Source organism: Streptomyces sp. NBC_00873 (assembly GCF_045207415.1).
Taxonomy (GTDB): Bacteria; Actinomycetota; Actinomycetes; order Streptomycetales; family Streptomycetaceae; genus Streptomyces.
Genome location: NZ_CP108803.1, coordinates 491,816 through 517,137 on the forward strand (window position 1 = coordinate 491,816; position 25,322 = coordinate 517,137).

Consider the following 25,322-nt stretch of genomic DNA (forward strand, 5'->3'; position numbering starts at 1 on the left):
GGTGTCTCGGGGGCGCGCGGGGCCGCGTCGGGCACGGTCGTCCGGTGGGGCACTCGGTTCTCCCGATGGTGGTCGAAGCGGCGGGGAGGGAAAGTCACTTGACGCTGCCCGCGGTGAGGCCGGCTTTCCAGTGCCGCTGGAGGGCGATGAAGGCGACCACCAGCGGGACGACCGCGAGCAGTGAGCCGGTGACGACCAGCGGGTAGAAGTCGGGGAAGGCCCGGGTCTCGGCGTTCCAGGAGTAGAGGCCGAGACTGACCGGGAAGAGCCGGTTGTCGGAGAGCATCACCAGCGGCAGGAAGAAGTTGTTCCAGATCGCGGTGAACTGGAACAGGAAGATGGTCACGTAGCCGGGCATCACCATGCGCAGGCCGATCGACCAGAAGGTGCGCAGCTCGCCGGCGCCGTCGACGCGCGCCGCCTCCAGGACTTCGCTGGGCACGTATCCGGCGCAGAAGACCCGTGCCAGATAGACCCCGAAGGGGTTGACCAGACAAGGGATGAAGACGGCCCAGAAGGTGTTCACAATGCCGACCTCGGAGGCGAGCAGGTACATCGGCAGGGCGAGCGCGGTGGTGGGCACCAGCACGCCGAGCAGCACAAGCCCGAACAGCTTCTCCTTGCCGCGGAAGGCGTAGACCTGGAAGGCGTAGCCGGCGCAGACGCAGATGAACGCGCAGAGCAGGGCGCCGAGTCCGGCGTAGAGCAGGGAGTTGAGGTACCAGCGGAAGTAGATGCCGCCGTCCGCGGTCGCGAGGTCGTGCAGGTTCTGTCCGAGGCGGAAGGTGGACGGGGTGAGGGCGTTGCCGCCGAGCAGGTCGGGGGTGTTCTTGGCGGCGGCGGTGAGCAGCCAGCCGAGCGGCAGCAGGGTGTAGAGGGTGGCTAGCAGGAGCGTCCCGTTGACGGCCGTCTTGGAGAGGGTCCAGGGCCGCCGTGCGCTCGTGCCGGGGACGGGACCCGGCCGGGCGGGGCGCGCGACGGTCTGCTTCGGGGGTGAGAGGGTGGTCATGCCGTGGCCTCCGCGCGACGCTCGGACCGGACTCGGGTGGCCCGGGTGACGATGAAGGACAGGGCAGCCGCAACGAGCGCGAGCAGCACGGAGGCGGCGGCGGCGAGGCCGTAGTCGTTGCGCTCGAAGGCCGCGGTGTACGCGTACATGTTGGGCGTCCAGGAACTGACCACGGCCGGGGCGGTGGCGTGCAGGATCATCGGTTCGGTGAAGAGCTGCAGCGAGCCGATCACGGTGAACATGCCGATCATGGTGATCGAGGCGCGGATCAGCGGGATCTTGATGCTGAGGGCCGTCCTCAGCGGGCTCGCGCCGTCCACGACCGCGGCCTCCAGTACCTCGCGAGGGATGGCCTGCAGCGCCGCGTAGAAGATGACCATGTTGTAGCCGGTCCACTCCCACACGGCCATGTTCACCACGGCGGGCAGGGGGTGGCCGAGCAGGTCGAGCCCGGCGCCGGCCGAGTCGAGCGCGCTGATCACCGGGCTGATTCCGGGGGTGTAGAGATAGGTCCAGATCAGGGCGGCGATGATGCCGGGTACGGCGTGCGGCAGGAAGAGCGCCAGTTGGAAGAAGCGCTTGGCCGCGGCGAGGGCCGAGTCCAGCAGCAGGGCCATGATCAGCGACAGGCCGAGCATGAGCGGGATGTAGATCAGGCAGTACTGGGCGATGGTCAGAAAGCCAGCCCGGAAAGCCCCGTCCCCGAGTGCCCGGGCGTAGTTTCCGAGGCCGGCGAAGATCGTCTCGGCGTTCCCGAATCCCAGACCGGAGCGGCGCTCGGTGAACAGGCTCAGGTAGACCGCGTAGCCGATCGGGACGAGCATCACCGCGGTGAAAAGCACGAAGAACGGGGTGAGCAGCAGTGCCGGGGCGCCGCGCCTCCCGCGCTGCCGCCCGATGGCGGCGGCGCGGGAGGCGGTGGTGTCGCGGTGGTTCACTGGGAAACCTTGAGTCCGCGGGTCTTCATCTCGGCGAGGGTGGCCTGCTGGGAGGCGTCCACGGCCGACTGGATGGTGCCGCCCGCACCGATCTTGCCGAAGGCGTCCTTCATCGAGGAGTTGGTGGTGCCCATGGCGGGACCCCACTGCCAGTTCTGCTTGATCGACTTGGCGGCGTCGATGAAGACCGAGTAGATGTCCTGACCACCGTAGAAGTCGGTGTTGAACGCGGCCTTCGCGACCGGCACGAGGTCAGGAGAGGCAGGGAACGTCGAGGAGGTACCGGAGGCGATGCGGGCCTTGATGCCTTCGGGGGTGGTGGTCGCCCAGGTCGCGAAGTCGACCGCGGCCTTGGCCTTCTTGCTGTCCTTGGAGACGGCGAAGGTGGAGCCGCCGAGCATGCCGCTGGCGGGCTTTCCGTCCCAGGTCGGGACCGGGGCCACCGCCCACTTGCCCTTCGCGCCGGGCGTGTTGTCGAGCGTGCTCTTGAGCACGCCGCCGCCCCAGGCGGCACCGACGTAGCCGGCGGTTTCGCCCTTCTGCAGCGAGGCCGTCCACTGCTGGCTGAACGACGTCTGCGAGCGGACCAGGTCGTCGGAGACCAGCCGCTGCCAGAAGTCGGTGACCTGCTTGGTCGCGGGGCCATCAAGGTCGACGGTCCAGGTGTCACCGGACGTGCCGAACCAGCGCGCGCCGTTCTGCCAGGCCAGTGCCTCCAGGACGCCGGGGTCGTCGGGGAAGAAGGTTCCGATCCGGGTGTTCGGTGACGCGGCCTTGAGTTTCTCGGCGTCGGCCCGGTACTCGGCCCAGGTCTTCGGCGGGGCGGCGATACCCGCCTTGGCGAACAGATCCTTGCGGTAGAAGAATGCCTGCGGGGCGGCGTCCAGCGGCAGAGCCCAGGTGCGCTCGCCGAGGGTGGTCAGCTCGACCGACTGGGGCAGGTACTTCGCCTTGAGCGTGTCCGGGACGAGCGTGGTGATGTCCTGGACGGCGCCCTGGCTGACGAAGTCCGGCAGGGCGCCGTACTCGACGTTGAACACGTCCGGGGCGTTGCCTGCCTTGACCGCGTTGGAGATTTTCGCATAGCCGCCGGCGTTGCCGGACGGGATCTGCTCGAAGGTGACCTGGACGTCCTTGTGCGAGGTGTTGAACGCCTTCACGACGTCTTCGGTGCCCTTGGCCCATCCCCAGAAGGTGATCGTGACCGGGCCGCTGTCCGCACTGTCGTTGCTGGAGTCACCACCGCCGCAGGCCGCGAGGAGCGACATCGACAGTGCGGAGACGGTGAGGGCGGCAGCGAGCCGCAGGGTTCTGCGGCCGCGGCGAGGGGTGCTTCTGAAGGACATGGCTCGGCTCCTGTGCAGGGGGCAGCGTGCCCAAAAGGGAGGGTCCCGATCGGCGGACGGTCGCTGACCGGTGAGGGTGACGCCATAGTGCGACCGACTCCGATCACAGTCAAGAGATTTCGATCAAATGATCCAATGTGATCAATGGTTGATGGTCGCCCGTGGGGAGGTTCCCATAATTCAGGCGATTGAAGGCAAATTGGGAGTGGAACGCAGATCATTCGGTCGGATCTTCTTGACGTTCGATCTAGCCATCCCTAGATTCGGTCCGCCTGATCGGACCAAGGAGCACCCGTCATGTCCTCGATCCCGCTTCCGCCGGAAGACCGCGCGCTCAGCCCGTACACCGGCTGGACCAGAGCGCACTGGGAGGCGGTCGCCGACGGGTTGCTGACGGCGGCCCTGCGCCACACCGGTCCGGAGCATGCCCTCATCTCCCTGCCCGGCCCCCGCCCGAGCTTCTCGGGGACACGCTCGGACGCGCTCGAAGGGTTCGCCCGCACCTTCCTGCTGGCCGCCTTCCGGATCGCGGGCGCCGGCGGCGACGACCCGCACGGCTTCCTGCAGCGCTACGCCGAGGGCCTGGCGGCCGGGACCCGGACCCCGACCACCGACCGTGACCTCACCCGACGCGACCCCGTCTCCTGGCTCGCCATCGGCAACCGCAACCAACCCATGGTCGAGGCCGCGTCGATCGCGCTCGCCCTCCGGCTCACCCGCCCCTGGCTCTGGGACCGGCTCGACGAGCAGGTGCGCGAGCGGACCCGGGTCTGGCTGACCGACGCCCTGCACCACACCCCCGTCGACAACAACTGGTGGCTCTTCCCGTTCACGGTCGGGGGCTTTCTCGCCCACATCGGCGCGGACCGGGACGGTGCGGCGCAGGCTGCCGTCGAGCGCGGGCTGACGAAGATCGAGCAGTGGTACCTCGGCGACGGCTGGTACACCGACGGCCGTCCGCGCGCCTTCGACCACTACAACGGCTGGGCCTTCCACCTCTACCCCGTCCTGCACGCCCACCTCGACGGCGACACCCACCTGCTCGAGGTGTACGGTCCCCGCCTCGCGACGCATCTCGACGGCTACGCCCGCACCTTCGGCGCCGACGGATCCCCGATGCACCAGGGCCGCTCCCTCACCTATCGCTTCGCCACCACCGCACCCCTGTGGGCCGGCGCACTCACCGGCCACACGCCGCTGACACCGGGCGCGACCCGCCGTATCGCCTCCGGCGTGCTGCGCCACTTCGTCGACCGCGGGGCCCTGGACGCGGACGGTCTGCTCACCCTGGGCTGGCACGGTCCCCATCTGCCGCTCGTCCAGGAGTACTCGGGACCCGCCTCGCCGTACTGGGCGAGCAAGGGATTCCTCGGGCTCCTCCTCCCCCCGGACCATCCGGCGTGGACCGCGGTCGAGGAGCCAGCCCCGGTCGAGCGCGCCGACGTCGTCGTCCCGCTTCCGCGGCCCGGATGGCTGATCCAGTCCACCGCCGCCGACGGGATCGCCCGACTCCACAACCACGGCAGCGACGACCAGCCCGCCGACCGGGTGCAGCCCGACAACCCGCTGTACGCCCGCCTCGCCCACTCCACCGCCACCGGTCCGGTCCTCGACGGCACCCCCGACAACCATGTCGGCGTGCTGGTCGAGGGCGAGCTCAGCGAGCGCGGCCGGATCCGGCCCCTCGGCGCGGGCGACGGCTGGGCCGCCTCCGTCCACGCTCCCCGCATTCGAGGCGCCGAACTCCCCGGAGTCACCGTCACCTCCGTGGTCCTGGCCGCAGGTGCCGATGAAGTCCACGCGCACCTGGTCGCCGGGGCCGGCCCCGGCATCGAGATGCGACACAGTGGCTGGGCGGCGGCGGGCGCGACCATCGAAGAGAGCACGGACGGCCTGTTCGCCCGGGTCTTGGCCACCACCCCGGACGGCGCGCGGCTGCTCTCGTCGATGGAGAACGTCCACGGCTTCACCGAGGCCGGCACCCACCCACTGCCGAGCGGCACCGCCTACGGAACGGTGGGCGCGGTACCCGCTCTCGGCGGCCGCACGAGCGGCCGGGACTCGCTGTTCGTCGGCACGGTGAGGTTGTCCGGAGCCGTCACCGGAACCGGAGCCGACCTCCAGCCCCACGCCGCACTCCACGTGCACGTCGAGGGAACCCGGATCCGCGTGCGCTGCCCCGATGACAGCGAACTGGAGGCCTTGCTCGCACCCGAGGCCGTCACCGTGACCGTACGTACAGCAGGGTGACCGCCGTGCGACTCGCCGCCTTCACCCCAGGCCCGCCCGGCATCCCACTCGCCCACGTGCTCGTGCTCGCCGCCGAGCACGGCTGGGAGGGGCTCGAGCTGCGCTGCGCCCCGGCGAACCGGTCCACCCCGGCATGACCTCCGCCGAGCACCGCGCGGCCGTCCGATGCTTCGACGTCACCGGCATCACCTCGCTGGGCGTCGCCGAAGAGGCTCGTTCCCTGGGCGTGCGCGTCCGTGGAGACCCATGGCTCGCATCGCGCAGGCTGCGGCGTGGCCCCGGTCCTGGACCTGGTGGCACGCCCGGCCGTGGGCGCGCTGGGGGACCTGATGCACACTCATCTGCCGGGCGAGACCCGGTCGGTGACGCTCAACGCGCTCCGGCCCAACCTACGTCCAGGTCAGGGACATCGTGGGACGGCACGCCCCCCGCTGCAGCTCGGCGCGGGCGTGCTGCCCATCGGCGCGCGTCTGCACCTGCTGCCGCCGGACCGCGGGGCCTCCTGGGAGTACGAGGCGCCCTGGTTCCCTGATGCCGCGCCGCTTCCGGGCCTGCTCGGCCCCGGGGCGGAGATTTTCGGCCGTCTCACCTGACGGGCGATCAGCCGGCGCCGCCGCAAGAGCTGCGGATCTCGAGCTCCGGCAACAGCTCCACATGGTGCACCGGCAGCCCCGCGTCGCCGCTGCTCAGTCGGCGCAGCAGCAACTCCAGCGCCGCCCCGCCGACCGCCCGCTTCGGCGGGGCCACGGCCGTCAGCGGCGGCGCGGCCAGGGCCGCGAACACGTCGTCGTACGAGATCATCGCCACGTCCTCGGGCACATGGAGGCCACGGGCGCGCAGGATCGGGACGAGCTGGATGGCCTCCTTGTCGTTGTGCACGAGCACCGCCCGCACCCCTGCCGCGACGCCCTCGGCGATCCGCGCCGCGATGGCCTCGGAGTCCTGGCCGGGGTGCTCGATGTCGATCACCGGTTGCGGCTCCAGGCCCAGCAGTCGGACGCCCTCGGCGTAGCCGGCCCGTACCTGGAACGCCGTCCAGGTGTCCTGCCGGGCGGCGAGCATCACCGCCTCGTGGCCGAGTCCGGCCAGGTGGCGCAGCGCGAGGATGACGCCGTGGCGGTGGTCGGACGCCACCGAGTCCAGGCCCGCACCGACGCTGTCGGCGGGGGCGCGGCGCTCCACCAGGACGGTGGGCAGGGGGAGTTCGCTGATCCAGGCGCCGACGCCGCTCGGGCCCTCCGGGGTCCAGTTGGGGGTGACCAGGAGACCGTCGACGCCGGACTCGAGCAGTTGCTCGACCTGGGCGCGGTCCTCGGCGGCCCCGTACGGCGCGATGCCGAGCACCAGGCGCGCCCCGGCGGCGGTCGCGGCCGCGCGGGCGCCGTCGATGATCTCATCGAAGTACGAGCCGACGGTGGGGACGAGCATGCCGATCACCCGGTCGCAGCCCGAAGGGGCGGGGGCTGCCTCTCCGCGCGGCAGCGACACGGCACCGTGCGAGCGATGCAGCAGCCCGTTGTCGGCGAGCGCGGCGATGTCTCGGCGTACGGTGACGGCGGCGAGCTCGAGACGTTGCGCGAGGTCCACCACCCGGACCGTACCGAGTTCGCGGACGGCTTCGAGGATCCGCACCCGACGTTCCTCGGCTGTGAGAGTCATCGTTTCCCCTACCTGGTGCGCATGCGCGGTGCGCGGTCCTGTCACGGTGCGCGGTCCCTACCGGATCAATTTGTATCATTCGATCGACCTGATGCGGAGGGCGCGTGCGGTGCCGCAGGACCCATCGAACGACCGAGGGCCCGTGCCCGGCAGTCTCCGCTGCCGGGCACGGGCCCTCGGTGAGGAGGCCGAGGCTCAGCCGTTGCCGATGGCCGTGACCGTCAGGTAGTCGATGTTGGGGCCGTCGTTCTCGGCCGCCGTGAGCCGGATGGTGTTGGTGCCCGCCTTCAGCGGCACCGTCGCCGTCGCGTCGGACCAAGTGGACCACGATCCAGTGACGGGGTAGGCGGTCGTGCTGATCCTCTGGCCGTTGACCGACAGGGTCAGCGGTCGGACGCCGGACAGCAGGGCGTAGTGGATCGCCAGGGTGTGGTCGCCGGCCTTGGCCGCGTCCACGGTCCACTCGATGGAGCTTCCCGACCCGGACGGATAGTTGACGTAGCCGTCGCCGCTCTGTCCGCGCGCCAGCGTCTCGACCGACGCACCGGTCAGCCTCGCGTCCTCCGCCTCGCAGCGGATGCCCGGCCGGCAATTGACCGTGAGCCGGTGGTGGGTCAGGGCCGTGACAGGCCGGCCGAGGTAGCCGGCCGTCACCTCACCCGTGATGTCGTACGAGCCGGGCAGCAGATCGGCCGGGGCCAGCAGGGTGTACGAGACCTTCAGGCTCTCGCCGGGCGCCACGCTCCGCCCGGTGGTGGGGGACGTCGGCTGCAGGGTGAACCCGGCGGGCGCCGTCAGCTTCACCTTGACGTCGTCGGCCGGGGCGGCGCCGTGGTTGGTGTACGTCGCCGTGACGGGGAGCTCATGTCCCGGGTCTGCCTTGACGCCGTCGACGGACAGAGACACCGCCCCCGTCTGCGGACATCCGGAGCCGGCCTCGGGGGCCGGGCCGAGGTCGTCGACCACCAGCTCGTCCACGGTCACCGCGCCCTTGCCACCGGCTGAGGTCAGCGCCAGGTACGCGTCACCGCACGTGTCGGCGCCGGTGGAGAAGACCGTGCCGTACTCCTTGTCGGGCGCGCGGTCCTGCGGGGGCGCGCTGTCGTCCCAGCCCGCAGGCCGGGGGTCGTCGGCGGACGGCCAACTGTCGAGCGCGCGGTCGGTCGTGGTGGGCAGCGGGTCGTCGACCAGGACCCGGTCCTCCGCGCCCGCGCCGCCCGAGCGGACCTGCAGCCGGTACTGGCCGGCCATGTCCGACTGGTACTTCAGCCCGACGCGGTAGGTGCGGCCGGGCTTGAACTCCAGCGTCTGCGGCACCGTCCGCCACACCTCGCCCTTGCCGATCCGGAAGGACTTGAACGAGAAGTCGCCGCTGATGGTGTCCCGGGTGTAGCCCTCGTGGCGTTCCGCGCGGTGGCTGTGAGGGTTGTCGCTGCCGGATCCCTCGCTGTTGACGAACGGGCCCCAGGCGCGGTCGGCCGCCTCGAAGTCCTCGTAGAAGTAGTGCTCCGCGGTCTTCGGTGAGACGTGCGTGGGGGTGACCCGTACGTCGGCGAAGTCGGCCGCCGTACCGTCCGCGCCCGCGGCGCCCGACAGGCTGATCACGGCGGTGCTGTGTCCCTCCGGCACGGTGAAGACGAGGGGCATCTTCTGGAACCGCGTGCCCGCCCAGACGTTGACCGGGTCCTTCAGGTCGGCGGGCGAAGTGTCGGTGGACCGGCTCACCGGTGCGCCGCCGTCGGCGTTCACCCCGAGCGTGGCGGTCCGGCCGCCCGTGACGCGGACGTACGCGGAGGCCGTGTAGGTGCCGGGCGCCAGCCCCTTCACGGTCTGCGTCAGCCGGCCGGCCTCGGAGCCGCCGAAGCGTGCGAACTGCCAGCCCTTGTCGCTGGTCTCGATCCGGGCATCACCTTCCCGCGACCACCGTGCGAAGGTGTGGCTGCTGAAGGAACCGTCCTTGACGATCGCCCCCTCGCCCCAGGCGGTCTTCTGTCGAGCAGCCTCGTGCCGGTAGAGGACGTACGCGGTGCGGGCGTCAGCCGTGATGGTGACCGTGCCGTCTGTGACCTTGAGGACCTTCCGGTCCTGGCGACCGGTGTCCGTGAGGCGGTAAAGGACTACGGAGTCAAGGCCCCGCCATGCCGGAGGCAGCTTCCACGTGGTGGTGCCGCCCGCGTCGTTCCAGTGGTAGATCTTGTCCTGCTTCTGCGGATCCCAGGGCAGGAACAGCTTGTCGCCCTCGGCGAGCTTGGTGTCGCCCTGGAAGAGCTGCCAGGTCCCGGTCGCGTCCGTCGAGTACACCCCGTCGGTGAAGTCGACCCGGTGGTCGGTCCACTTGGTGATCGGGAAGTGCTGCATGAACTTCGTCGGCAGGTTGTTGGTGAAGACCTTCTGCTGCCACGCGTTGAGGTCGGTCTGCCCCATCCAGCCACCGTACGAGAGGTTCGACAGGCCCTTCAGGAGCGTGGCGTCCTTGCGGTACCAGATGTCGCGGTCGGTGTTCTGGATGAAGCGGACGATCTGCGACCGGACGCCGTTCTCCTCGTACTGGCCCGAGCGGTGGTACCAGAGCGTGTCCCGGTCGAGGAAGTCCTCGAACTCGGTGTGCACCATCCAGCCGTTGCGGTGCTGGAGACGGGCCAGCTGGTAGGCGTTGTAGCCGCGGCCGAAGTACACGTCGTTGTAGATGAACGACAGGCCCGGCACGTCGGCGGCGAGCGCGTCGAGGCGCTTGGCGAAGGCGCCCGACTGGACGTCCTTGTCACGGTTGATGTGGTACGAGACGTCCCGGTAGATCCAGCCGGTGTCCTTCTCGCCGTTGGTCATGTCCCAGCGGAAGCTCTCGGCGTCCGGATATGCTTCGGTGGAGTTGATGTGCACGCCGACGGCAGCACCATACTTCTTGGCCTTCTCGACGAGGAGGTTGAGGTCCTTGCGTCCGCCCGCGCCCTCGTTCAGATGCCCGCCGTAGTCCGGATGCGCGTTGTCGTGCCCCTCGGCCTGATAGCCCTTCAACTGCACGAGCTGACCGAGCCCGTCGGTGAGCAGGCTGCCCTTCTTGATGTCGTCGAGGACGCGGGTGAAGGGGTGGCTGGCGAAGCTGTTGGTGTTGTACTCGATATTGGAGACCACGTAGTTCTTGGTCTTCTCGGCGCCCAGCGGACGGTACATGATCTCCCGGTACGCCATGGCGCCGTCCTGCCAGTCCACGGCCGCATCGGCGTTGCGGTCGCCGGTGAGGACAACCTTGGCGTAGGGCAGTTCGGTGGGCTCGGGGTCCTGGCCGGCAACGGGATCCGGCCGCCAAGTCCAGGTGCCGCTGGACACCGACGTCGACTTCGTCCCGTCGGTCTGCGTCGTGCGGACGAGCAGACGCGACTGGTCCTCCAGTGAGTTGGTCTCGACGGAGGCTGCGAGCCGGTCCGTGGTGAGGATCGCGTAGCTGGTGCCGTGCGGGGCCGTGTCGAGCGGGGCGTCGACGAGCGCGGTGTGCTTGTCGATGTTCGTCTCGGTGTTGTACGCCGTGGTGAACGAAAGCGCCGCGTCGGCAAGTTCGGCGCCGGGCTGGTCGGCGCGCGCGGAGATCAGGCCCTGGTCGGGGATGGCCAGGGTACGGAGCTTCTCGGTGCCGTTCTCCTCAATGCCCGTGACCTTGAACGTCAGGACGTGGCCGCTGACGGACAGACGCGCCCGGAGCGTCAGGCTCAGCTCGCCGATCTGGAGCACATAGTCGACGCCGTCGGCGTCAACCGTGCTCTGCACGGTGGGCGTGTACGCCTTCCCGTTGACGACGATCTGGTTGGCGCCGGTGGTGCGGCCGTGCAGGACCGAGCCGTCGGCCCTCCACGTGTAGCGCTGGACGGCAGGGAAGGCCGGGTCGACCTGGACGGTCATCTCGGGCGTGGAGAGGGAGAGCGAGCCGGTGTCCGCGTGCGCGATACCTGCTGTCGCCGTGTGCAGCGGAGCGGTCAAGGCCAGACAGGCCACCGCCGCGGCCAGTCTTCGGGGTATGCGCGGTCGTGCTCTTCGGGGCATGGGGGAATCCTCCGTTCCTGGGGATGGCGGCCCATGCTGCTGGGCGTGAAAGAGAGGAATCAACAAGAACTGCGCGACGACCAAGAGAATCTGCCGCCGCAGGAGGCCCGCACGACCAGCCTCGGTCGCAACTGCACCTGGTGCACGGGCCCGGTTCCGTCGTCGGCGAGTCGCTGCAGCAGGATCTCGGCGGCGAGTCGTCCCAGGCGGTACTTCGGCGGGGAGACGGCGGTGAGCGGTATCTCGGCCACGTCCGCGAACTCGTTGTCGTAACTGACCAGCGCGAGGTCCTCCGGGACCCCTATCCCGGCCCGGCGCGCAGCCCCGAGCAGCAGCGCGGCCTCCCGGTCGCCGAAGCACAGTGCGGCGGTCGCTCCGTCGGCCTGCAGGGCGGCAACGGCCGCGTCGGCCTGCTCGGCATCCCAGTCGTCCGTGGACTCGCTGACACGAATGTTCTCCGGCAGACCGAGGTCCGCCGCAGCTTCGTCGAAGCCGCTCGTTATCGCGACGGCGTGCGGACCGTCGCCGCGCAGCACCAGCGCGATCCTGCGGTGCCCCAGGTCGTACAGGTGTCGCACGGCGTCGTAGGCACCGCTCTCGTGGTCCGTGCACACATGCTCAGTGGTGTCACGCGACCCGGCCGTGGTGAGCCGACGCTCCATCAACATCACCGGAACGGGCAGCCGCACCAGCTCGGCCGCGCGCTCCAGCGGGTCGGTCAGCTCGTGAAGGAGCGGTACCAGGAGGAGCCCGTCGACGCCGGAACTGACGAGACGTTCGATCGCCTCGCGTTCGATGCCCTGGTCGTACTGCGAGCAGGCGAGCACCATACGCGCCCCGGCCGTCGCCAGCGTCATCTCGACGCCCTGGAGTACCCGCGGGTAGTACAACGACGTCGTCGGGACCAGCACCCCCACCACCCGCCCCGGGGAACGGGCTTCGCCCGGCCGTACGGAAGCGAAGGTCCCTGCGCCCTGCCGCCGCTCGATCAGCCGCTGCTCGACCAGTACCTCGTAGGCACGCCGAACCGTGGTCACCGAAAGACCGGTCTCGGCCGCCAGCGACTGCTCCGTGGGCAGCTTGCTGCCCTGGGGCCACGTGCCGTCGAGAACCCTCCGCCGCAGCTCGGCGGCCAATTGCCGGAACTTCAGCTCCCGTGCCGACTGCGGTCGGGCTTCCATCCGCTCCCCCGTTCACAGAGTGGCACCGCTGCCCTGTCCGTCTCCCGGAGCACGAGCGGGGTACAGCCTGGCTGTCATGGGGTGCACGGTCAAGCAGGGGGGTGGGGTGCGCCGCACATGTTCTGCAGACCGCTCTTGCCTGGCCTTCTGTCGCTGCCAGGCAAGAGCGGTGGTGTGTCCCCTGGTGGTTCTCGGCACGGGGACACGGCCTTGCGGAGGGAAGGTCCCACGGCGTCGGTACGACGGCTGGGCAGCCGACGCGGTTCGCTGTCCTTTCGACGCTGCTGCCGGACGAGCCGACGCTGGTCCGCCGTATGACAACCGGTACCGTTCCGCCGCTGCTGGACGCTGACCGGCTTCGGGGCTATCTGCCGCGCTGCCCTGTTGTCTTTCGCGGTCCTGCAAGAGGGCCGTTGGCCTCCGTGCCCGGCATGACTGTTGCTGCCTGCCGATCAGTTGACCATGCCGTTGCGTTACTGAGCTTGCAAGCGTGGTGTCGTCACTTTGAGTTCGGTCTCGATGAGGCATCCGTCGATGATGTCGCTGCGGTATTGAAGTTGGCGGAGGCCGGTTCGTATCGCTCGGATGAGGTGGTCGGGGTCAGTGAAGGCGGTGTTGGCCCGGGTGGTGCGGCGGAGCATGGACCATAGCCGCCTCACAGCCTGTCCGCTGAACTGCGCAATCCCCATCGGTAGTTCAGTCAACAGGTGAACACGCTGCTGATGCAGCAGGTCCTCGCCGCTCCGAAGTGGGCCGACAGGCTCATCAGCGGATCAGGTGGGCCAGCGGTGTGCGTGTCCCTCCCGTAGCGGTCCGCCGATCAGGTCGAGTACCTGCTGTGCCGCAGTCGCCAGTGGCGTGGCGTCGGCTCGTTCGGCCACGGCCTGATGGCCGTCCAACAGGGACTTGCCCAGGGTGGCGTCCGCGCTCAGCAGTCTGCGGGGAAGCCATTTGCCGATCCCCGTCCATGCGCGGTGGTGGGCGGTGACCAGGTGTGCGGCTTCGCGCAGGGTGTGGTCGGCCAGCGAAAGCTGTTCGTATCGGCTGGCCGGTGGGGTGTCGACCAGGTCGTCCAGGTAGCAGGTGAGGACGTACCGCCCGTGTCGCCACTCCGCCGGCGTGAGCGGGGGATGTCCGCCCGCGAGTACTTCGCGGGCCAGCTCGCGTGTACGGGCAACATGCCCGTACGGGTCGGTCAGGGGCAGACCTCGGTCGTAGATGAACAGGACCGTGCCTCGGCGGCGGGCTCTGTCCCATTCGAAGAATTCCGGTATGTCCGCGACGGTGTGCAGGAACAGCTCGGCCAGGCGGCCGTTTCGTGGCGGATCACCTCCCGGCGGCCGGTGTCCGAGTCGGGGAGGAGGATCGCCACGTCCAGATCGCTGGTCGGGGTCGCCCTGCCTTGGGCAGCCGACCCCCCGAGGATGGCGCCAACAGCGTGCGGGAAGCGCTCTGTGACCAAGCGCAAAGCTTGAGCATGAGCAGTCTCTTGATTCATAGGTGCTGATCGTGTCAGCTCTGGGATTCGCTCTCCAGGCTTTCCGACGACGTTGAACGACGACGGGCTGAGGTGAGCGGTTCAGCGCCGCCGCGAGCAGCGGGGTCGCGCTGGGCGACGTGTCGGGCGCCTTCACGCGCGTACCGCCAAAACATCACCCGACCAGGACCCCCGTTCGACCCGCCCGTTCCAAGATCGGTTGAGAAACGGCTTCTGGAGCCTGTGCGCCGGCCGGGTCAGGCCGGGCGGTCGTCGGTGATGTGCCGGTCCTGCACCTTGGTCCGGTACAGCCACAGCAGTACCGCCACGACCAGAACGGCGAGTGCCACTCCCAGTTCTGTGTAGCCGCCGTATCCGGTGATGGAGAAACCGGTCGCGCCCACCACCAGCACCACGGTGAGGAACCCGGCCAGCGTCCAGGCCAGGGGCACGAAGAAACGGGGCAGCCGGATGGGACGCACGGCGTCGGGACGGTCCTTGCGCAGCAGCGCGAAGCCGGAGACCGCCAGCACATGGGTGAGGATGTATCCCAGGTTGCCCGTGACGATGATGGCCAGCGGGGTCTGAAGCACCGTCAGCACGAAGACATTGAGCACCAGGGCCACCAGCAGTGCCCGGGCCGGCACCCCGCGCTTGTTCAGCACCCCCACCTGCCTGATGATGAGCCCCGCCTTGCCCATCTCGTACAGCACCCTGGAACCGTCCGCGAGACCGGTGATCATGATGAGCAGCAGTGAGGCGATGAGGAAGACCACCATGAGGTCGGAGGCGCCGCCCACCAGGTCCTGGAAGGCTCCGATGAAGAAGGTGGTGGGCTCCTCGCCGATGGCCTTCTCGCCGACGTACCCCGACAGGGTCAGTGGCAGCAGGATGAACACACCGAGGGAGAACAGCACACCGGCGCGCAGGGCCCGGGAGGTGTCGCGCACCGTGTCTTTGTACTCGGGGGCGAAGGTCGCGCACACCTCCACACCGAACGACGTCCACGCCATGACGTACAGCCACACCAGCGCCTCGCGCAGCCCCGCAGCGCCGTGCAGATTCCAGTGCAGGCCCTGCGCGCTCCAGTCACCGGAGAACAGCGGCAGGACGATGAATACGGCGAGCGGCACGAGCAGCGCACCGCCGGTGACGTAGACGACCCACATGGCGACATGCAGGCCGATCATCGCCGCGCCGAACAGCAGCAGCATCACGAGCAGGCCCACGGCTATGGGGAAGTCCACCTTCACCGGCCCGAACTCCACGCTCCAGTCCTGGCCGGGGAACCACTGGGCCCGGACGAACGAGCCGATGAGTCCAGAGTAGACGGCGAGGGCCGTCGTCCAGGGGAACCAGTAGCCGATGCTCGCGATCGGACCCACCACGGGCGCCCGCTTCTTCCAGCCCTCGGTCGCGTAGTGCGCGATCCCTCCGGAGGAGTCGGGGAACATCGCGGCCATCTCGGTGTAGATCCAGTTGGTCGCGGTGGCCAGCACCATCGAGGCTGCCCACAGGGCGATCGCACCCCAGGCGCCGAGCCCGCCGATGGAGGCGCCGAGCGAGGCGATGAGCGCCGCCGGCATGGTCAGCGACATCGCGAATCCGTCGAACCAGCTCATCTTCTTCGGCAGTGCCGGAGCGGACGCACCCGCCGATCCCGAGGAGTCCGAAGGGTCCGACGAGGACGGGGCTGGGATCTGTGGCTGGGATGACATGGCGTTCCCCTCAGGGTGGGCGCAGACAGGAGAGTCGATGAGGCCTGGTTATAGATGAAGCGAAAAACACCTGTCAATACTCACGAACAAGCAGTGATCGACTTTCACTTTTGCTTATTCCGCAGTCTTGACAGTTCTTGATTGCTCAGCGAGTCTCCAGTCATCGCACCGGACCCGGGCCGGCGCGGCCCAGAGCCGACGCGCCCTTTCCCGGTCAGGACAGGACAGAGAGGCCAACGCATGACCACCCCGACCGCCGACCGGCACCAGCTCTTCATCAACGGCGCGTACACCGAAGGCACCTCCGGGACCACCCACGAGGTCATCAGCCCCGCGACGGGCGAACTCGTGGGCACCTTCCCGCTGCCCGCGGCCGCCGACGTCGACGCCGCGGTGCGTGCCGCCAACGAGGCCCAGCCGGCCTGGGCCTCGACCAATGTGTGGACCCGCGCCGAGCTCTGCCACCGCATCGGTACGGAACTCGGCAAGCGCGTGGACGAACTCGCCCGCCTCCAGTCCCTGGAGCAGGGCAAGCCGCTCGCCGAGTCCGTCGCCGACATCGAAGAGGCGGCCAAGCTCTTCCACCTGCACGCCGAGGACGCCGTACGCCTGCACGGCGAGACGTTGCCCTCCACCGACAACACCAAGCGGATGTTCACCTTCCAGCGCCCGGTGGGCACTTGGGGCATCATCACACCGTGGAACTTCCCGCTGCTGATGCTCGCGGAGTTCGTCGCACCCGGTCTCGCCACCGGCAACGCCCATGTCGTCAAGCCGCCGGCCAACACCCCGCTCACCGTCCTCAAGGCGATGGAGGCGTTCGTTGCCGCCGGACTGCCCGACGGCCTCGTCAACATCGTGCCCGGAGAGGGCGACACCGGCGATGCGCTGGTACGCCACGAGGGCATCCACGCGATCGGGTTCATCGGCTCCACCGCGACCGGCGCGAAGATCCAGTCCGCCGCCGGACTCAAGCGCTCCATCATGGAGTGCTCGGGCAACGGGCCGCTCGTCGTCCTCGCCGACGCCGATGTCGAGGCCGCCGCCAAGGCCGCTGTCGACGGCGCCTATCCGTGCGCCGGACAGGTCTGCTGCGCCACCGAACGCGTCATCGTGCACGCGGACATCCACGACGAGTTCGTCGAGGCCGTGCTCCGCGAGGCCCAGCGCATCACCCTCGGCGACCCGTTCGACCCCAAGACGGTTCTCGGCCCCCTCAACAACGAGGGCGTCGCGGCCAAGATGGACCGCCACATGGCCGACGCCCGCGAGCGCGGCGCACGCATCCTGCTCGGCGGCAAGCGCGCTTCAGGGCACCCCACGGACCTCTACTACGAGTTCACCGTGGTGGACGGGGTGCCCGAGGACAGCTTGCTGTCCCGCGAGGAGTCCTTCGGCCCGGTCGTCCCGATCATCACCGGGCAGGACGAGGACGACCTTCTGCGCATCGCCAACGACGACAAACTGGGCCTCCAGGGTGCCGTTTTCACCCGCAGCATGACCTCCGCCTTCCGCTTCATCGAGGAAATGGCCGTCGGCCAGGTCGTCGTGAACGAGAGCAACAACTGGTGGGACATCAACATGCCTTTCGGCGGCGCCGGCAGCCGCTCCACCGGCTGGGGCCGCATCGGAGGCAAGTGGACGCTCATGGACATGACTGACACCCGTACCGGCGTCATCAGTCTCTGACCGCCCCGCTCAACCGACCGTCCGCCGCCCCGGGGCCCCGACCAGCGTCGGGGCCCCGGCCTGCACTGCCCCACCAAGCCGGCAACGAGGTACCCGCCACATGACCACCGCAGCCCCGCGCCCCACCGACCACCGCAGCCGACTGCGTGACACGAAGGCCGCCCCCTACTGGCTGGACCGTCCCGAGCACCCCGCACCGCTGCCCCGGCTGACCGCCGACACCACCTGCGATCTGGCCGTCGTCGGCGGCGGTTACACCGGGCTGTGGACTGCCCTGCTCGCCAAACGCGCTCACCCCGAACGGGATGTTCTCGTCCTCGAACAGAACACCTGCGGCCACGCGGCCAGTGGCCGGAACGGCGGATTCTGCTCCCCCAGCATCACCCACGGGCTCGCCAACGGCGCCGACCGGTGGCCCGCCGAGGCCCGGCTGCTGCACCGCCTGGGCATGGACAACTTCGATGCCTTCCGGCGGGATCTGGACACCCACGGCATCGACTGCGGATTCGTACGCAGCGGCAAGGTCACCGTCGCCGCCACGCCATGGCAGGCGGAAGGGCTCAAGGAAGCCCACGCGCTCGCCCACCAGTACGGCGAACAGACCCGGCTGCTGGACCGCGACGAACTGCGGAGCTACGTCGACTCCCCCATGTGGACCGCCGGCCTCTGGTCCCCCGACTACGCGCTCCTCGACCCTGCCCGGCTTGTCTGGGGCCTGCGCGCCGCCTGCCTCGACCTCGGGGTCCGCATCGCCGAGCACACCGAGGTGACCGCCCTGACCACCCGTCACACCGGGCGGGTCCGCCTCGCCACCCCCTATGCCGCGGTCGGCGCCCGGCACGTCGCCCTCGCCACCAATATCTACCGGCCCCTGCTCAAGCGCCTCTCGCTCAGCATGATTCCGGTCTACGACTACGCGTTGACCACCGAACCCCTGAGTACTGAGCAGCTCGCCGCCATCGGCTGGAGCGGCGAGCACGGAATCACCGACGCGGGCAACCAGTTCCACTACCTCCGCAAGACCGACGACAACCGCATCCTGTTCGGCGGCTACGACGCCATCTACCACTACGGCAACCCGGTCGACGAGCGCCTCACCCAGCGCCCCGCGACGTTCGACACCCTCGCCGCCCAGTTCGCCGAAGCCTTCCCCGCCCTCGCCGACGTCCGCTTCTCGCACTCGTGGGGCGGTGTCATCGACTCCACCACCCGCTTCTGCATGTTCGCCGGCACCGCCGCGCACGGCCGGATCTCCTACGCCCTCGGCTTCACCGGACTCGGCGTCGGCGCCACCCGCTACGGCGCCCAGGTCATGCTGGACCTGCTCTCCGGCCGGCGCACGGAACGGCTCCAACCCGCCATGATCCGCCGCCCTCCGGTGCCCTTCCCCCCGGAGCCGGTCCGGTATCTCGGCGTCGAGGCCACCCGGTGGTCCATGGCCCGCGAGGACACGCATGGCCATCGCAACCTGTGGCTGCGCACCTTGGACCGACTCGGCCTCGGCTTCGACTCCTGAGCCGGGCAGGATAGGCACGTACGACCAAAGATCCAGGCCCGCACACCGTGGCGGGCCGTACATGAGACCGGAGCAACAGCATGAGCACGCTGGGTGGCAGCCCCCTGGACGACACGGACCGCCAGATCATCGCCGCACTCCAAGCGGACGGCCGCCGCCCGTACAGCCAGATCGCCGACGAACTGGACATCCCCGCCTCCTCCGTGCGATACCGCGTCCAGCGCATGGAGGAGAACGGCACCCTCCAGATCGTCGGCATCGCAAACCCGCTCACCATCGGCTTCGACCGGTTCGCCATGGTCGGCATCCGGGTCAGGCCGGGCAGCGCCCAGGAGGTCTGCCGACGGCTGCGGGAGCTGCCCGAGACCTCGTACGTCATCATGACGGCAGGCACCTACGACGTGATGGCGGAGGTGATCTGCCGGGACACCGACCACTTCACCGACCTGATGAACCGCAGACTGCATCACATCGACGGAGTCGTCTCGACCGACTCGTTCTTCGTGTTGGAAGTGCACAAGCTGGCGTACGGCTGGGGTGTCGGTGAGGTGGACACCTCGCTGCTCGACGCCCCGCAGCCGCCGCTCAGCGCCGGTCTCGACCAGCGCGGCTGAGCCGCGTCGCGAGCGTCGGCTCACGAATCCCACATGCACATGGCCGTGATGGGTGTCGTCGGTGAGGAACTGATTCGTCCTCGCGCCCCCGGAGGGCCGGATCGGCACGCCGACGTCGTACGGAGCCGGCCGCTGCCCCAGCGCGCAGGAACGAGTCGCCCAACTGGCGCGAGGTGGCCGGATCGACGACCATGTGCCCGTCGATCCGCCACCGTGTCCGCCGGAATCCCGCCGTACTGCGCGTCGATCACCCGAAGCGCGGCCTCGTCCGCGGCGGCGTGCAGCGGGCCTGCCCGGTCCACCAGCGACGGCGGGGCCGCAGCGCGGCCATGCGCCTCTTCGCCGCTGTCACACCCGCCCCGATCGGCGTGTCGGGCACCGATCGCCTCCACCACCCGTACGGCGCGCAGTTTCACGGCGGTTCCACGTCGTCACGGTCGGGGCGCCAGGCCGTGGTCGCGGGCAAGGGCGAAGGCGGAGACGGCGACGTGGATTCCGATGCGGCCAGGGACCCGGACGTGGACGGCCGGCCGCTGCCCGCGAAGTTGCCGCGGAGCCCGTGGTGCCAGCGCGCAGTCCACCGGTACCGAACAGCAGTGCGCGTCGGCCGAGCGGTTGTCGCATGCGATGCCCCGTGCCCGTTCGGGGACTGATTCGCCCGGACTCCGACCCGTACAGATTTCGATGGTCAGGCATGAATAGCTTCATCATCTTCCATTCACCCGGGTGCGACTGCCAGCATCGGCGCACCGCCACCCCGTGAGGGAGAATCCGATGAATCGTCCCCGTTCTCTGCGCTGCCTGGCAGCCCTCGCCGTCCTGGCCCTCGCGGCCACGGCCTGTGGACGCTCCGATCAGGGCGACGCCCCGTCCGGCAGTGCCTCGCAGGCCACCGCCGGCCGGACCGCGGCCGAGCTGCTCCCTGCTCAGTACCGGCAGAAGGGTGTACTGCGGGTGGCCACCGCGGTCGGCTATCCGCCGATGGAGATGTACGAGCCCGGGACCACCCGGCTCACCGGTGTCGACCCCGACCTGGCCAAGGCCATAGCCCAGCGGCTCGGACTGAAGCTCGAACTCACCAATGCCGCCTTCGACGGACTGATCCCCGGGCTGGAATCCGGACGGTTCGACCTGGTCATGTCATCCATGACCGACAGTGCTCAGCGGCGCCAGGCGGTCGACTTCGTCGACTACTTCCGCACCGGCGGCGTGGTCATGACAAAGAAGGGCAATCCGCAGGGCATCAACTCACTCGCGGACCTGTGCGGGAAGACCGTCGTCCTCGCCAAGGGCAGCTCGAACCTCCAGATCGGCGAGGAACAGAACGCCAAGTGCCAGAAGAAGATGCGGATCTCCCAGAGCGAGGACGCACCGACCGGGCTGCTCCAGCTGGACAGCGGACGTGCGGTCGCGACCATCGTCGACTATCCCGTCGCCAAGATGTTCACCAAGAAGAGCGGCGCGTACGAGGTCCTGCCGGAGCAGTACGGCACCGCCCCGTGGGGCATCGCGGCCGCGAAGAGCCAGGCCGGACTGCGCGACGCCGTCCACAAGGCCCTGCAGGAACTGATCGACGACGGCGCCTACAAGAAGATCCTCGACACCTGGGGAGTCGGCGACAGCGCCGTACGCGCAGCCACCGTCAACGACGGGCAGTGAGAGCGGACATGAGCCACCAGAAGATGCCCGGCGCCTCCCTCGGTGCGGCGCCGGACCCGGTCCCCGCAAACGCGAGACCGCAGGAGGACGACCTGTCCCTCCAGGTGACCAAACGCCCTCGTCCCGGGCGCTGGCTGGCGGTCCTCGCCGCGGCGCTGTTCGCGGTGTGGCTCGCCTACACCGTCATCGTCAATCCCAACCTGCACTGGGACATCGTCGCCGAGTACCAGTTCGACGGCGTGATCCTCAAAGGCCTCGGGGTGACCATTCAGCTCACCCTCGTTTCGATGGCTCTCGGCATCGCCATCGGGATCGTCGTCGCGGTGATGCAGCTTTCCGACAGTCCCGTACTGCGTCTCACCGCCGGCGCCTACACCTGGTTCTTCCGGGGCACCCCACTGCTGGTCCAGCTCATCTTCTGGTTCAACCTGGCCCTGCTGTTCCCGGTGATCAGCATCGGTATCCCCTTCGACGGCCCCAAACTCATCAGCTGGCAGTCCAACCAGGTCATCACCGGATTCGTGGCCGCACTGCTCGGCCTGTCCATCAACGAGGGCGCTTACATGGCCGAGATCGTTCGGGCCGGTATTCAGAGCGTGGACCCCGGCCAGCGCGAGGCAGGCGCGTCCATCGGCATGTCGAACCGTCAGATCCTGTCCCGCATCATTCTTCCGCAGGCGATGCGGGTCATCATCCCGCCGTTCGGCAACCAGTTCATCTCCATGCTCAAGACGACTTCGCTGGTCTCGGTCATCGCCGGCGCCGATCTGATGACCGTCTCCCAGCACCTCTACCTCGCCAACTTCGAGGTGGTCGCGCTGCTCCTGGTGGCTTCGCTCTGGTACCTGGTGCTCACCACGATCGCCAGCATCGGCCAGCACGCCGTCGAACGCCGCTACAGCCCCGGCGCCGCTCCCGGGCTGCGGAGCAGGGTCCTGACCAATCTCGTACCCCGGCGCGCCAAGAAGGGGCAGCAGCATGAATGACGTGATCCTCAGGGCCCGCGGGGTCCGTAAACGATTCGGTGACACCGAGGTGCTCAAGGGCATCGATCTCGAAGTCGGCAGCGGTGAGGTGCTCTGTGTCATCGGCCCCTCCGGGTCCGGGAAGTCCACGCTGCTGCGGTGCTTCAACCACCTTGAGCAGATCGACGCGGGGCGGGTCTGGATGAACGGTGAACTGATCGGCTACGAGCAGCACGGCCCGTCCGGCCGCGTGCTGCGGGAACGGCGCGCCCGCGACATCCGACGCCAGCGCGAGCGGATCGGCATGGTGTTCCAGCGGTTCCATCTGTTCCCGCACCGCACAGCGGTGCAGAACGTGATGGAAGGGCCGGTCGCCGTCAAGGGCCGGTCCCGTGCGCAGGCCGAGAAGCAGGCCCGGCAACTGCTGGCCGACGTCGGTCTCGCGGACCGGGCAAACCACTACCCGGGGCAGCTGTCCGGCGGGCAGCAGCAGCGCGTGGCGATCGCCCGCGCACTGGCCATGGAGCCCATGCTCATGCTCTTCGACGAACCCACCTCCGCCCTCGATCCCGAACTCGTCGGCGAGGTCCTGGGCGTCATGCGCGACCTGGCCCGCAGCGGTATGACGATGGTCGTGGTCACGCATGAGATGGGCTTCGCCCGCGAGGTCGCCGACCGTGTCCTGTTCATGGATCAGGGCGCCGTCGTCGAGGCGGGGAGCCCGAAGCTTCTGTTCACCGACCCGCGGCACGACCGCACGCGGGCCTTCCTGTCGACGGTGCTGTGATGGGCCGCCCCCTCGATCTGCTGCTGCGTGGCGGCACGCTCGTCGACGGAACCGGCGCACCCGCCAGGGAGGCGGACATCGCGGTGGTGGACGGGCGGATCGCCGTGCTCCCCGCCGGTACCCCGGCAGCGGCGGCCGAGACCCTCGATGTGACGGGCCGCGTCGTCACACCCGGTTTCATCGATGTACACACGCACTCCGATGCCCTCGCGGCACCCCACGGCAGCGCCGGCGCCACGGAGCCGACGGACGATCTCCGCCTCGCGCCGCTGCTCCAGGGCGTCACCACGGAGATCTGCGGCAACTGCGGGACCAGCCTGTTCCCCTCGCTCCCGGAACGGGTGCCGATACTCGCCGAACATCTCAGGGTGACGTTCGGACTTGGCCCCGTCCGGCCCGCGGTGGACTTCGACACATTCGCCACCGGACAGGACCCCGCCCTGCGTCGCACCCATATCGCCTCGCTCGTCGGCCATGGCACGCTGCGCGCGGGAGTGATGGGCTTCGAGGCCCGCCCGCCCGGGCCCGAGGAACTGGACACCATGTGCGCGCTGCTGGACCGGGCGCTGACCCAGGGAGCGGCCGGCCTGTCCACCGGGCTGATCTACCCACCCGGCACCTACGCCGACACCGAGGAGATCGTCGCGCTGGCCAGGGTCGCCGCCCGTCATGGCAAGCCCTACGTCACTCATCTGCGCGACGAGATGTCACAGGTCGAGTCGGCCCTGGAGGCGGCCCTGGAGATCGCGGTCCGCTCCGGCGCCCCGTTGCAGATCTCCCACCACAAGACCGCGGGCCGGCACGCCTGGGGCGCCACGCTGCGCACCCTGCCCCGGCTGGAACAGGCCCGAGCCGAAGGCGTGGACGTGCTGTGCGACGTCTATCCGTACACTGCGGGAAGCACCGTCCTGCACGCCATGCTGCCCCCGTGGACGAGCGAGGGCGGTGTCGGCGCTCTGCTGGAACGGCTGCGCCGGCCGGAAACGCGCGACCGGATCAGGGCGGACATCGCTCAGGGGGTCAAAGGGTGGGAGAACACTGTGGGAAACGGTGGCTGGGATCTCATCACGGTGGCCGCCGCGCAGGCGCACCCCGAGGCGGAGGGCCGCAGCATCGCCGACCTCGCCGCCGAGCGCGGCGTCCACCCGGTCGACTACGCGTGCGACCTGTTGCTTGCCGAACAGGGCGAAGTGACCATCATCAGCCATTCCATGCGTGAGGACGACGTCCGACGGGTGCTCGCCAGCCCGTTGTCGATGATCGGCTCGGACGGCGTCCCCAAACCCGGTCGGCCGCATCCTCGTTGGGCGGGGAGTTTCGCCCGCGTACTCGGCCATTACGGCCGCGACGAGCAGCTGCTCCCGCTGGAGAGCGCGGTGCACAAGATGACCGGACTGCCGGCGCGGCGGTTCGGACTCACCGGCCGCGGTGTGGTCCGCGACGGCGCCCTCGGCGATCTGGTCGTGCTCGACCCGGCGTCGGTGCGCGACACCGCCACCTTCGACCGTCCCCTGCTGGCACCGGAAGGCATCGATGCCGTCGTGGTGGCGGGACGGGTCGCAGCAAGAGGCGGCTGCCCGACCGCGGTGCGGGCGGGAGAAGTGGTGAGGATCCGATGAGTCTGGCCCAAGTGGCCGCGGCGGCGCGGCGCTCGGCCGCGCTGCCGCTCACCCTGGCTGTCGCCGCCGTCGACATCGACGGCGGCGAGACGGTGGGGGTCGACGAGCGCACCGTTCTGCCGGTCGCGTCCGCCTCGAAACTGCTGCTGCTCGCCGAGGTCGCACGCCGGCTGGACACCGGGGAGCTGCTCGCCGACCGAACTGTGGACGTCCTCGACGAGGACATGGCGGACGGTACCGGTCTGCTGCGCCGGATGAGCAGGCGCGGCTGGACCGTCGAGGACCTGGCCTGGCTGACCGCTTCGGTGAGCGACAACACCGCCACCAACGCACTGCTGCGCCTGGTGGGGCGCGAGTCCACGGCCCGGCTGGCGGAGGATCTCGGGCTCGACCGCCTCGCGCTGCACGACAAGGTCCGTGACATCCGGGGCCCGGACGTGCCCCCCGTCTTCGCCACCGGCACCGCACAGGACCTGGCGCGACTGGTGACCCATGCGGTACGCGGCACGATGAGCTCCCCGGCGGCCTCCGCCGGGCTGCTGCACTGGATGCGCGCCAACACCGACCACAGCCTGGTCCCCGCCTTGGTGGATCACGACCCTTACGCCCCGGGCTTCCCGGACCCGCTGCCCGACGGGCTTCTGGTCGCCAACAAGACCGGCACCGACACCGGGGTGCGCGCCGACGCCGGTGTCATCGTCGGGCGGCGCCGACTGGCCTATGCGGTGGTGGCGCATTGGGACACGGTGCTGGGCCCGAGCACCGAGCGGGCCGCGGTGCATGCCATACGGGACGTCGGCCGGACTCTCGCTTCCTGTGCCCGACGCGGGCCTGCCGAGTGAGGTGCGGGGCACACCCCG

General features: G+C 69.5%; 19 protein-coding genes. 11 read left to right on the forward strand and 8 right to left on the reverse strand.

The annotated features are described in order from the left end of the window. Window positions 1-94: 94 nt before the first annotated feature. Genes OH809_RS02295 through OH809_RS02305 form a run of 3 tightly spaced genes read right to left on the reverse strand, consistent with a single transcriptional unit; the run spans window position 95 to window position 3,293 of the window. Window positions 95-1,009, reverse strand: coding sequence for a carbohydrate ABC transporter permease (locus tag OH809_RS02295; protein WP_406424498.1), 915 nt, complete (start codon window positions 1,007-1,009; stop codon window positions 95-97). Continuing rightward, window positions 1,006-1,908 carry a carbohydrate ABC transporter permease gene (locus OH809_RS02300; RefSeq protein WP_406425428.1) on the reverse strand — a complete coding sequence of 301 codons (903 nt, stop codon included), beginning with the start codon at window positions 1,906-1,908 and terminating at the stop codon, window positions 1,006-1,008. The genes OH809_RS02295 and OH809_RS02300 overlap by 4 nt, the downstream gene beginning before the upstream one ends. A 35-nt stretch (window positions 1,909-1,943) precedes the next feature. Further along, complete coding sequence (locus OH809_RS02305) at window positions 1,944-3,293, reverse strand: ABC transporter substrate-binding protein (RefSeq protein WP_406424496.1); 1,350 nt, start codon at window positions 3,291-3,293, stop codon at window positions 1,944-1,946. A gap of 297 nt (window positions 3,294-3,590) precedes the next feature. Here OH809_RS02305 and OH809_RS02310 point away from each other — a divergent pair, with 297 nt between their 5' ends. The 3 genes from OH809_RS02310 to OH809_RS02320 all read left to right on the forward strand — a co-directional run bounded on the left by OH809_RS02310 (window position 3,591) and on the right by OH809_RS02320 (window position 6,136). Further along, entirely contained in the window at window positions 3,591-5,543 is a 1,953-nt protein-coding gene (locus tag OH809_RS02310; protein WP_406424494.1) for a DUF2264 domain-containing protein, read from the forward strand. Continuing rightward, complete coding sequence (locus tag OH809_RS02315) at window positions 5,540-5,680, forward strand: hypothetical protein (protein WP_406424492.1); 141 nt, start codon at window positions 5,540-5,542, stop codon at window positions 5,678-5,680. Before OH809_RS02310 ends, OH809_RS02315 begins: the two co-directional genes overlap by 4 nt. Window positions 5,681-5,815: 135 nt before the next feature. Beyond that, window positions 5,816-6,136, forward strand: coding sequence for a hypothetical protein (locus OH809_RS02320; protein ID WP_406424490.1), 321 nt, complete (start codon window positions 5,816-5,818; stop codon window positions 6,134-6,136). Between the two features lie 7 nt (window positions 6,137-6,143). Here OH809_RS02320 and OH809_RS02325 read toward each other — a convergent pair whose 3' ends face one another. From OH809_RS02325 to OH809_RS02345, 5 genes are all read right to left on the reverse strand, one after another. Beyond that, the gene (locus OH809_RS02325) at window positions 6,144-7,202 is read right to left on the reverse strand and encodes a substrate-binding domain-containing protein (protein ID WP_406424488.1); all 1,059 of its coding nucleotides are present in this window, start codon (window positions 7,200-7,202) and stop codon (window positions 6,144-6,146) included. A gap of 195 nt (window positions 7,203-7,397) precedes the next feature. Next, a complete protein-coding gene (locus OH809_RS02330) occupies window positions 7,398-11,237 on the reverse strand; it encodes an endo-alpha-N-acetylgalactosaminidase family protein (RefSeq protein ID WP_406424486.1) in 3,840 nt (1,279 codons plus the stop codon). Between the two features lie 59 nt (window positions 11,238-11,296). Beyond that, complete coding sequence (locus OH809_RS02335; RefSeq protein WP_406424484.1) at window positions 11,297-12,418, reverse strand: substrate-binding domain-containing protein; 1,122 nt, start codon at window positions 12,416-12,418, stop codon at window positions 11,297-11,299. 1,195 nt (window positions 12,419-13,613) lie between these two features. After that, window positions 13,614-13,916, reverse strand: a complete 303-nt coding sequence (locus OH809_RS02340) for a nucleotidyltransferase domain-containing protein (protein ID WP_406424482.1) — start codon at window positions 13,914-13,916, stop codon at window positions 13,614-13,616. Between the two features lie 236 nt (window positions 13,917-14,152). Continuing rightward, on the reverse strand, window positions 14,153-15,613 hold the full coding sequence (locus OH809_RS02345) for an APC family permease (RefSeq protein WP_406424480.1): 1,461 nt from the start codon (window positions 15,611-15,613) through the stop codon (window positions 14,153-14,155). 240 nt (window positions 15,614-15,853) lie between these two features. Between OH809_RS02345 and OH809_RS02350 the strand changes: the two genes are divergently transcribed. The 8 genes from OH809_RS02350 (at window position 15,854) to OH809_RS02385 (ending at window position 25,304) form a co-directional block, all read left to right on the forward strand. After that, a complete protein-coding gene (locus tag OH809_RS02350; protein WP_406424478.1) occupies window positions 15,854-17,302 on the forward strand; it encodes an aldehyde dehydrogenase family protein in 1,449 nt (482 codons plus the stop codon). Window positions 17,303-17,402: 100 nt separating this feature from the next. Continuing rightward, window positions 17,403-18,818, forward strand: coding sequence for an NAD(P)/FAD-dependent oxidoreductase (locus tag OH809_RS02355; RefSeq protein ID WP_406424476.1), 1,416 nt, complete (start codon window positions 17,403-17,405; stop codon window positions 18,816-18,818). A gap of 80 nt (window positions 18,819-18,898) precedes the next feature. Further along, window positions 18,899-19,432, forward strand: a complete 534-nt coding sequence (locus tag OH809_RS02360) for an Lrp/AsnC family transcriptional regulator (RefSeq protein WP_406424474.1) — start codon at window positions 18,899-18,901, stop codon at window positions 19,430-19,432. A 774-nt stretch (window positions 19,433-20,206) separates the two neighbouring features. Further along, window positions 20,207-21,091: an ABC transporter substrate-binding protein gene (locus OH809_RS02365; protein WP_406424472.1), complete on the forward strand. Its 885-nt coding sequence runs from the start codon at window positions 20,207-20,209 to the stop codon at window positions 21,089-21,091. An 8-nt stretch (window positions 21,092-21,099) separates the two neighbouring features. Then, complete coding sequence (locus OH809_RS02370) at window positions 21,100-22,077, forward strand: amino acid ABC transporter permease (RefSeq protein ID WP_406424470.1); 978 nt, start codon at window positions 21,100-21,102, stop codon at window positions 22,075-22,077. After that, a complete protein-coding gene (locus OH809_RS02375) occupies window positions 22,070-22,843 on the forward strand; it encodes an amino acid ABC transporter ATP-binding protein (RefSeq protein ID WP_406424468.1) in 774 nt (257 codons plus the stop codon). The genes OH809_RS02370 and OH809_RS02375 overlap by 8 nt, the downstream gene beginning before the upstream one ends. Beyond that, window positions 22,843-24,462, forward strand: coding sequence for an amidohydrolase family protein (locus OH809_RS02380; RefSeq protein ID WP_406424466.1), 1,620 nt, complete (start codon window positions 22,843-22,845; stop codon window positions 24,460-24,462). The genes OH809_RS02375 and OH809_RS02380 overlap by 1 nt, the downstream gene beginning before the upstream one ends. Continuing rightward, window positions 24,459-25,304: a serine hydrolase gene (locus tag OH809_RS02385; protein ID WP_406424464.1), complete on the forward strand. Its 846-nt coding sequence runs from the start codon at window positions 24,459-24,461 to the stop codon at window positions 25,302-25,304. Before OH809_RS02380 ends, OH809_RS02385 begins: the two co-directional genes overlap by 4 nt. Window positions 25,305-25,322 lie beyond the last annotated feature (18 nt).

What these genes read in the sequence shown, in the direction of transcription:
- OH809_RS02380 (WP_406424466.1), top strand. Translation starts at nt 22,843, where the DNA reads ATGGGCCGCCCCCTCGATCTGCTGCTGCGTGGCGGCACGCTCGTCGAC.
- OH809_RS02335 (WP_406424484.1), bottom strand. Translation starts at nt 12,418, where the DNA reads ATGGAAGCCCGACCGCAGTCGGCACGGGAGCTGAAGTTCCGGCAATTG.
- OH809_RS02375 (WP_406424468.1), top strand. Translation starts at nt 22,070, where the DNA reads ATGAATGACGTGATCCTCAGGGCCCGCGGGGTCCGTAAACGATTCGGT.
- OH809_RS02345 (WP_406424480.1), bottom strand. Translation starts at nt 15,613, where the DNA reads ATGTCATCCCAGCCACAGATCCCAGCCCCGTCCTCGTCGGACCCTTCG.
- OH809_RS02365 (WP_406424472.1), top strand. Translation starts at nt 20,207, where the DNA reads ATGAATCGTCCCCGTTCTCTGCGCTGCCTGGCAGCCCTCGCCGTCCTG.
- OH809_RS02385 (WP_406424464.1), top strand. Translation starts at nt 24,459, where the DNA reads ATGAGTCTGGCCCAAGTGGCCGCGGCGGCGCGGCGCTCGGCCGCGCTG.
- OH809_RS02305 (WP_406424496.1), bottom strand. Translation starts at nt 3,293, where the DNA reads ATGTCCTTCAGAAGCACCCCTCGCCGCGGCCGCAGAACCCTGCGGCTC.
- OH809_RS02310 (WP_406424494.1), top strand. Translation starts at nt 3,591, where the DNA reads ATGTCCTCGATCCCGCTTCCGCCGGAAGACCGCGCGCTCAGCCCGTAC.
- OH809_RS02330 (WP_406424486.1), bottom strand. Translation starts at nt 11,237, where the DNA reads ATGCCCCGAAGAGCACGACCGCGCATACCCCGAAGACTGGCCGCGGCG.
- OH809_RS02295 (WP_406424498.1), bottom strand. Translation starts at nt 1,009, where the DNA reads ATGACCACCCTCTCACCCCCGAAGCAGACCGTCGCGCGCCCCGCCCGG.
- OH809_RS02350 (WP_406424478.1), top strand. Translation starts at nt 15,854, where the DNA reads ATGACCACCCCGACCGCCGACCGGCACCAGCTCTTCATCAACGGCGCG.
- OH809_RS02355 (WP_406424476.1), top strand. Translation starts at nt 17,403, where the DNA reads ATGACCACCGCAGCCCCGCGCCCCACCGACCACCGCAGCCGACTGCGT.
- OH809_RS02370 (WP_406424470.1), top strand. Translation starts at nt 21,100, where the DNA reads ATGAGCCACCAGAAGATGCCCGGCGCCTCCCTCGGTGCGGCGCCGGAC.
- OH809_RS02340 (WP_406424482.1), bottom strand. Translation starts at nt 13,916, where the DNA reads ATGAATCAAGAGACTGCTCATGCTCAAGCTTTGCGCTTGGTCACAGAG.
- OH809_RS02360 (WP_406424474.1), top strand. Translation starts at nt 18,899, where the DNA reads ATGAGCACGCTGGGTGGCAGCCCCCTGGACGACACGGACCGCCAGATC.
- OH809_RS02325 (WP_406424488.1), bottom strand. Translation starts at nt 7,202, where the DNA reads ATGACTCTCACAGCCGAGGAACGTCGGGTGCGGATCCTCGAAGCCGTC.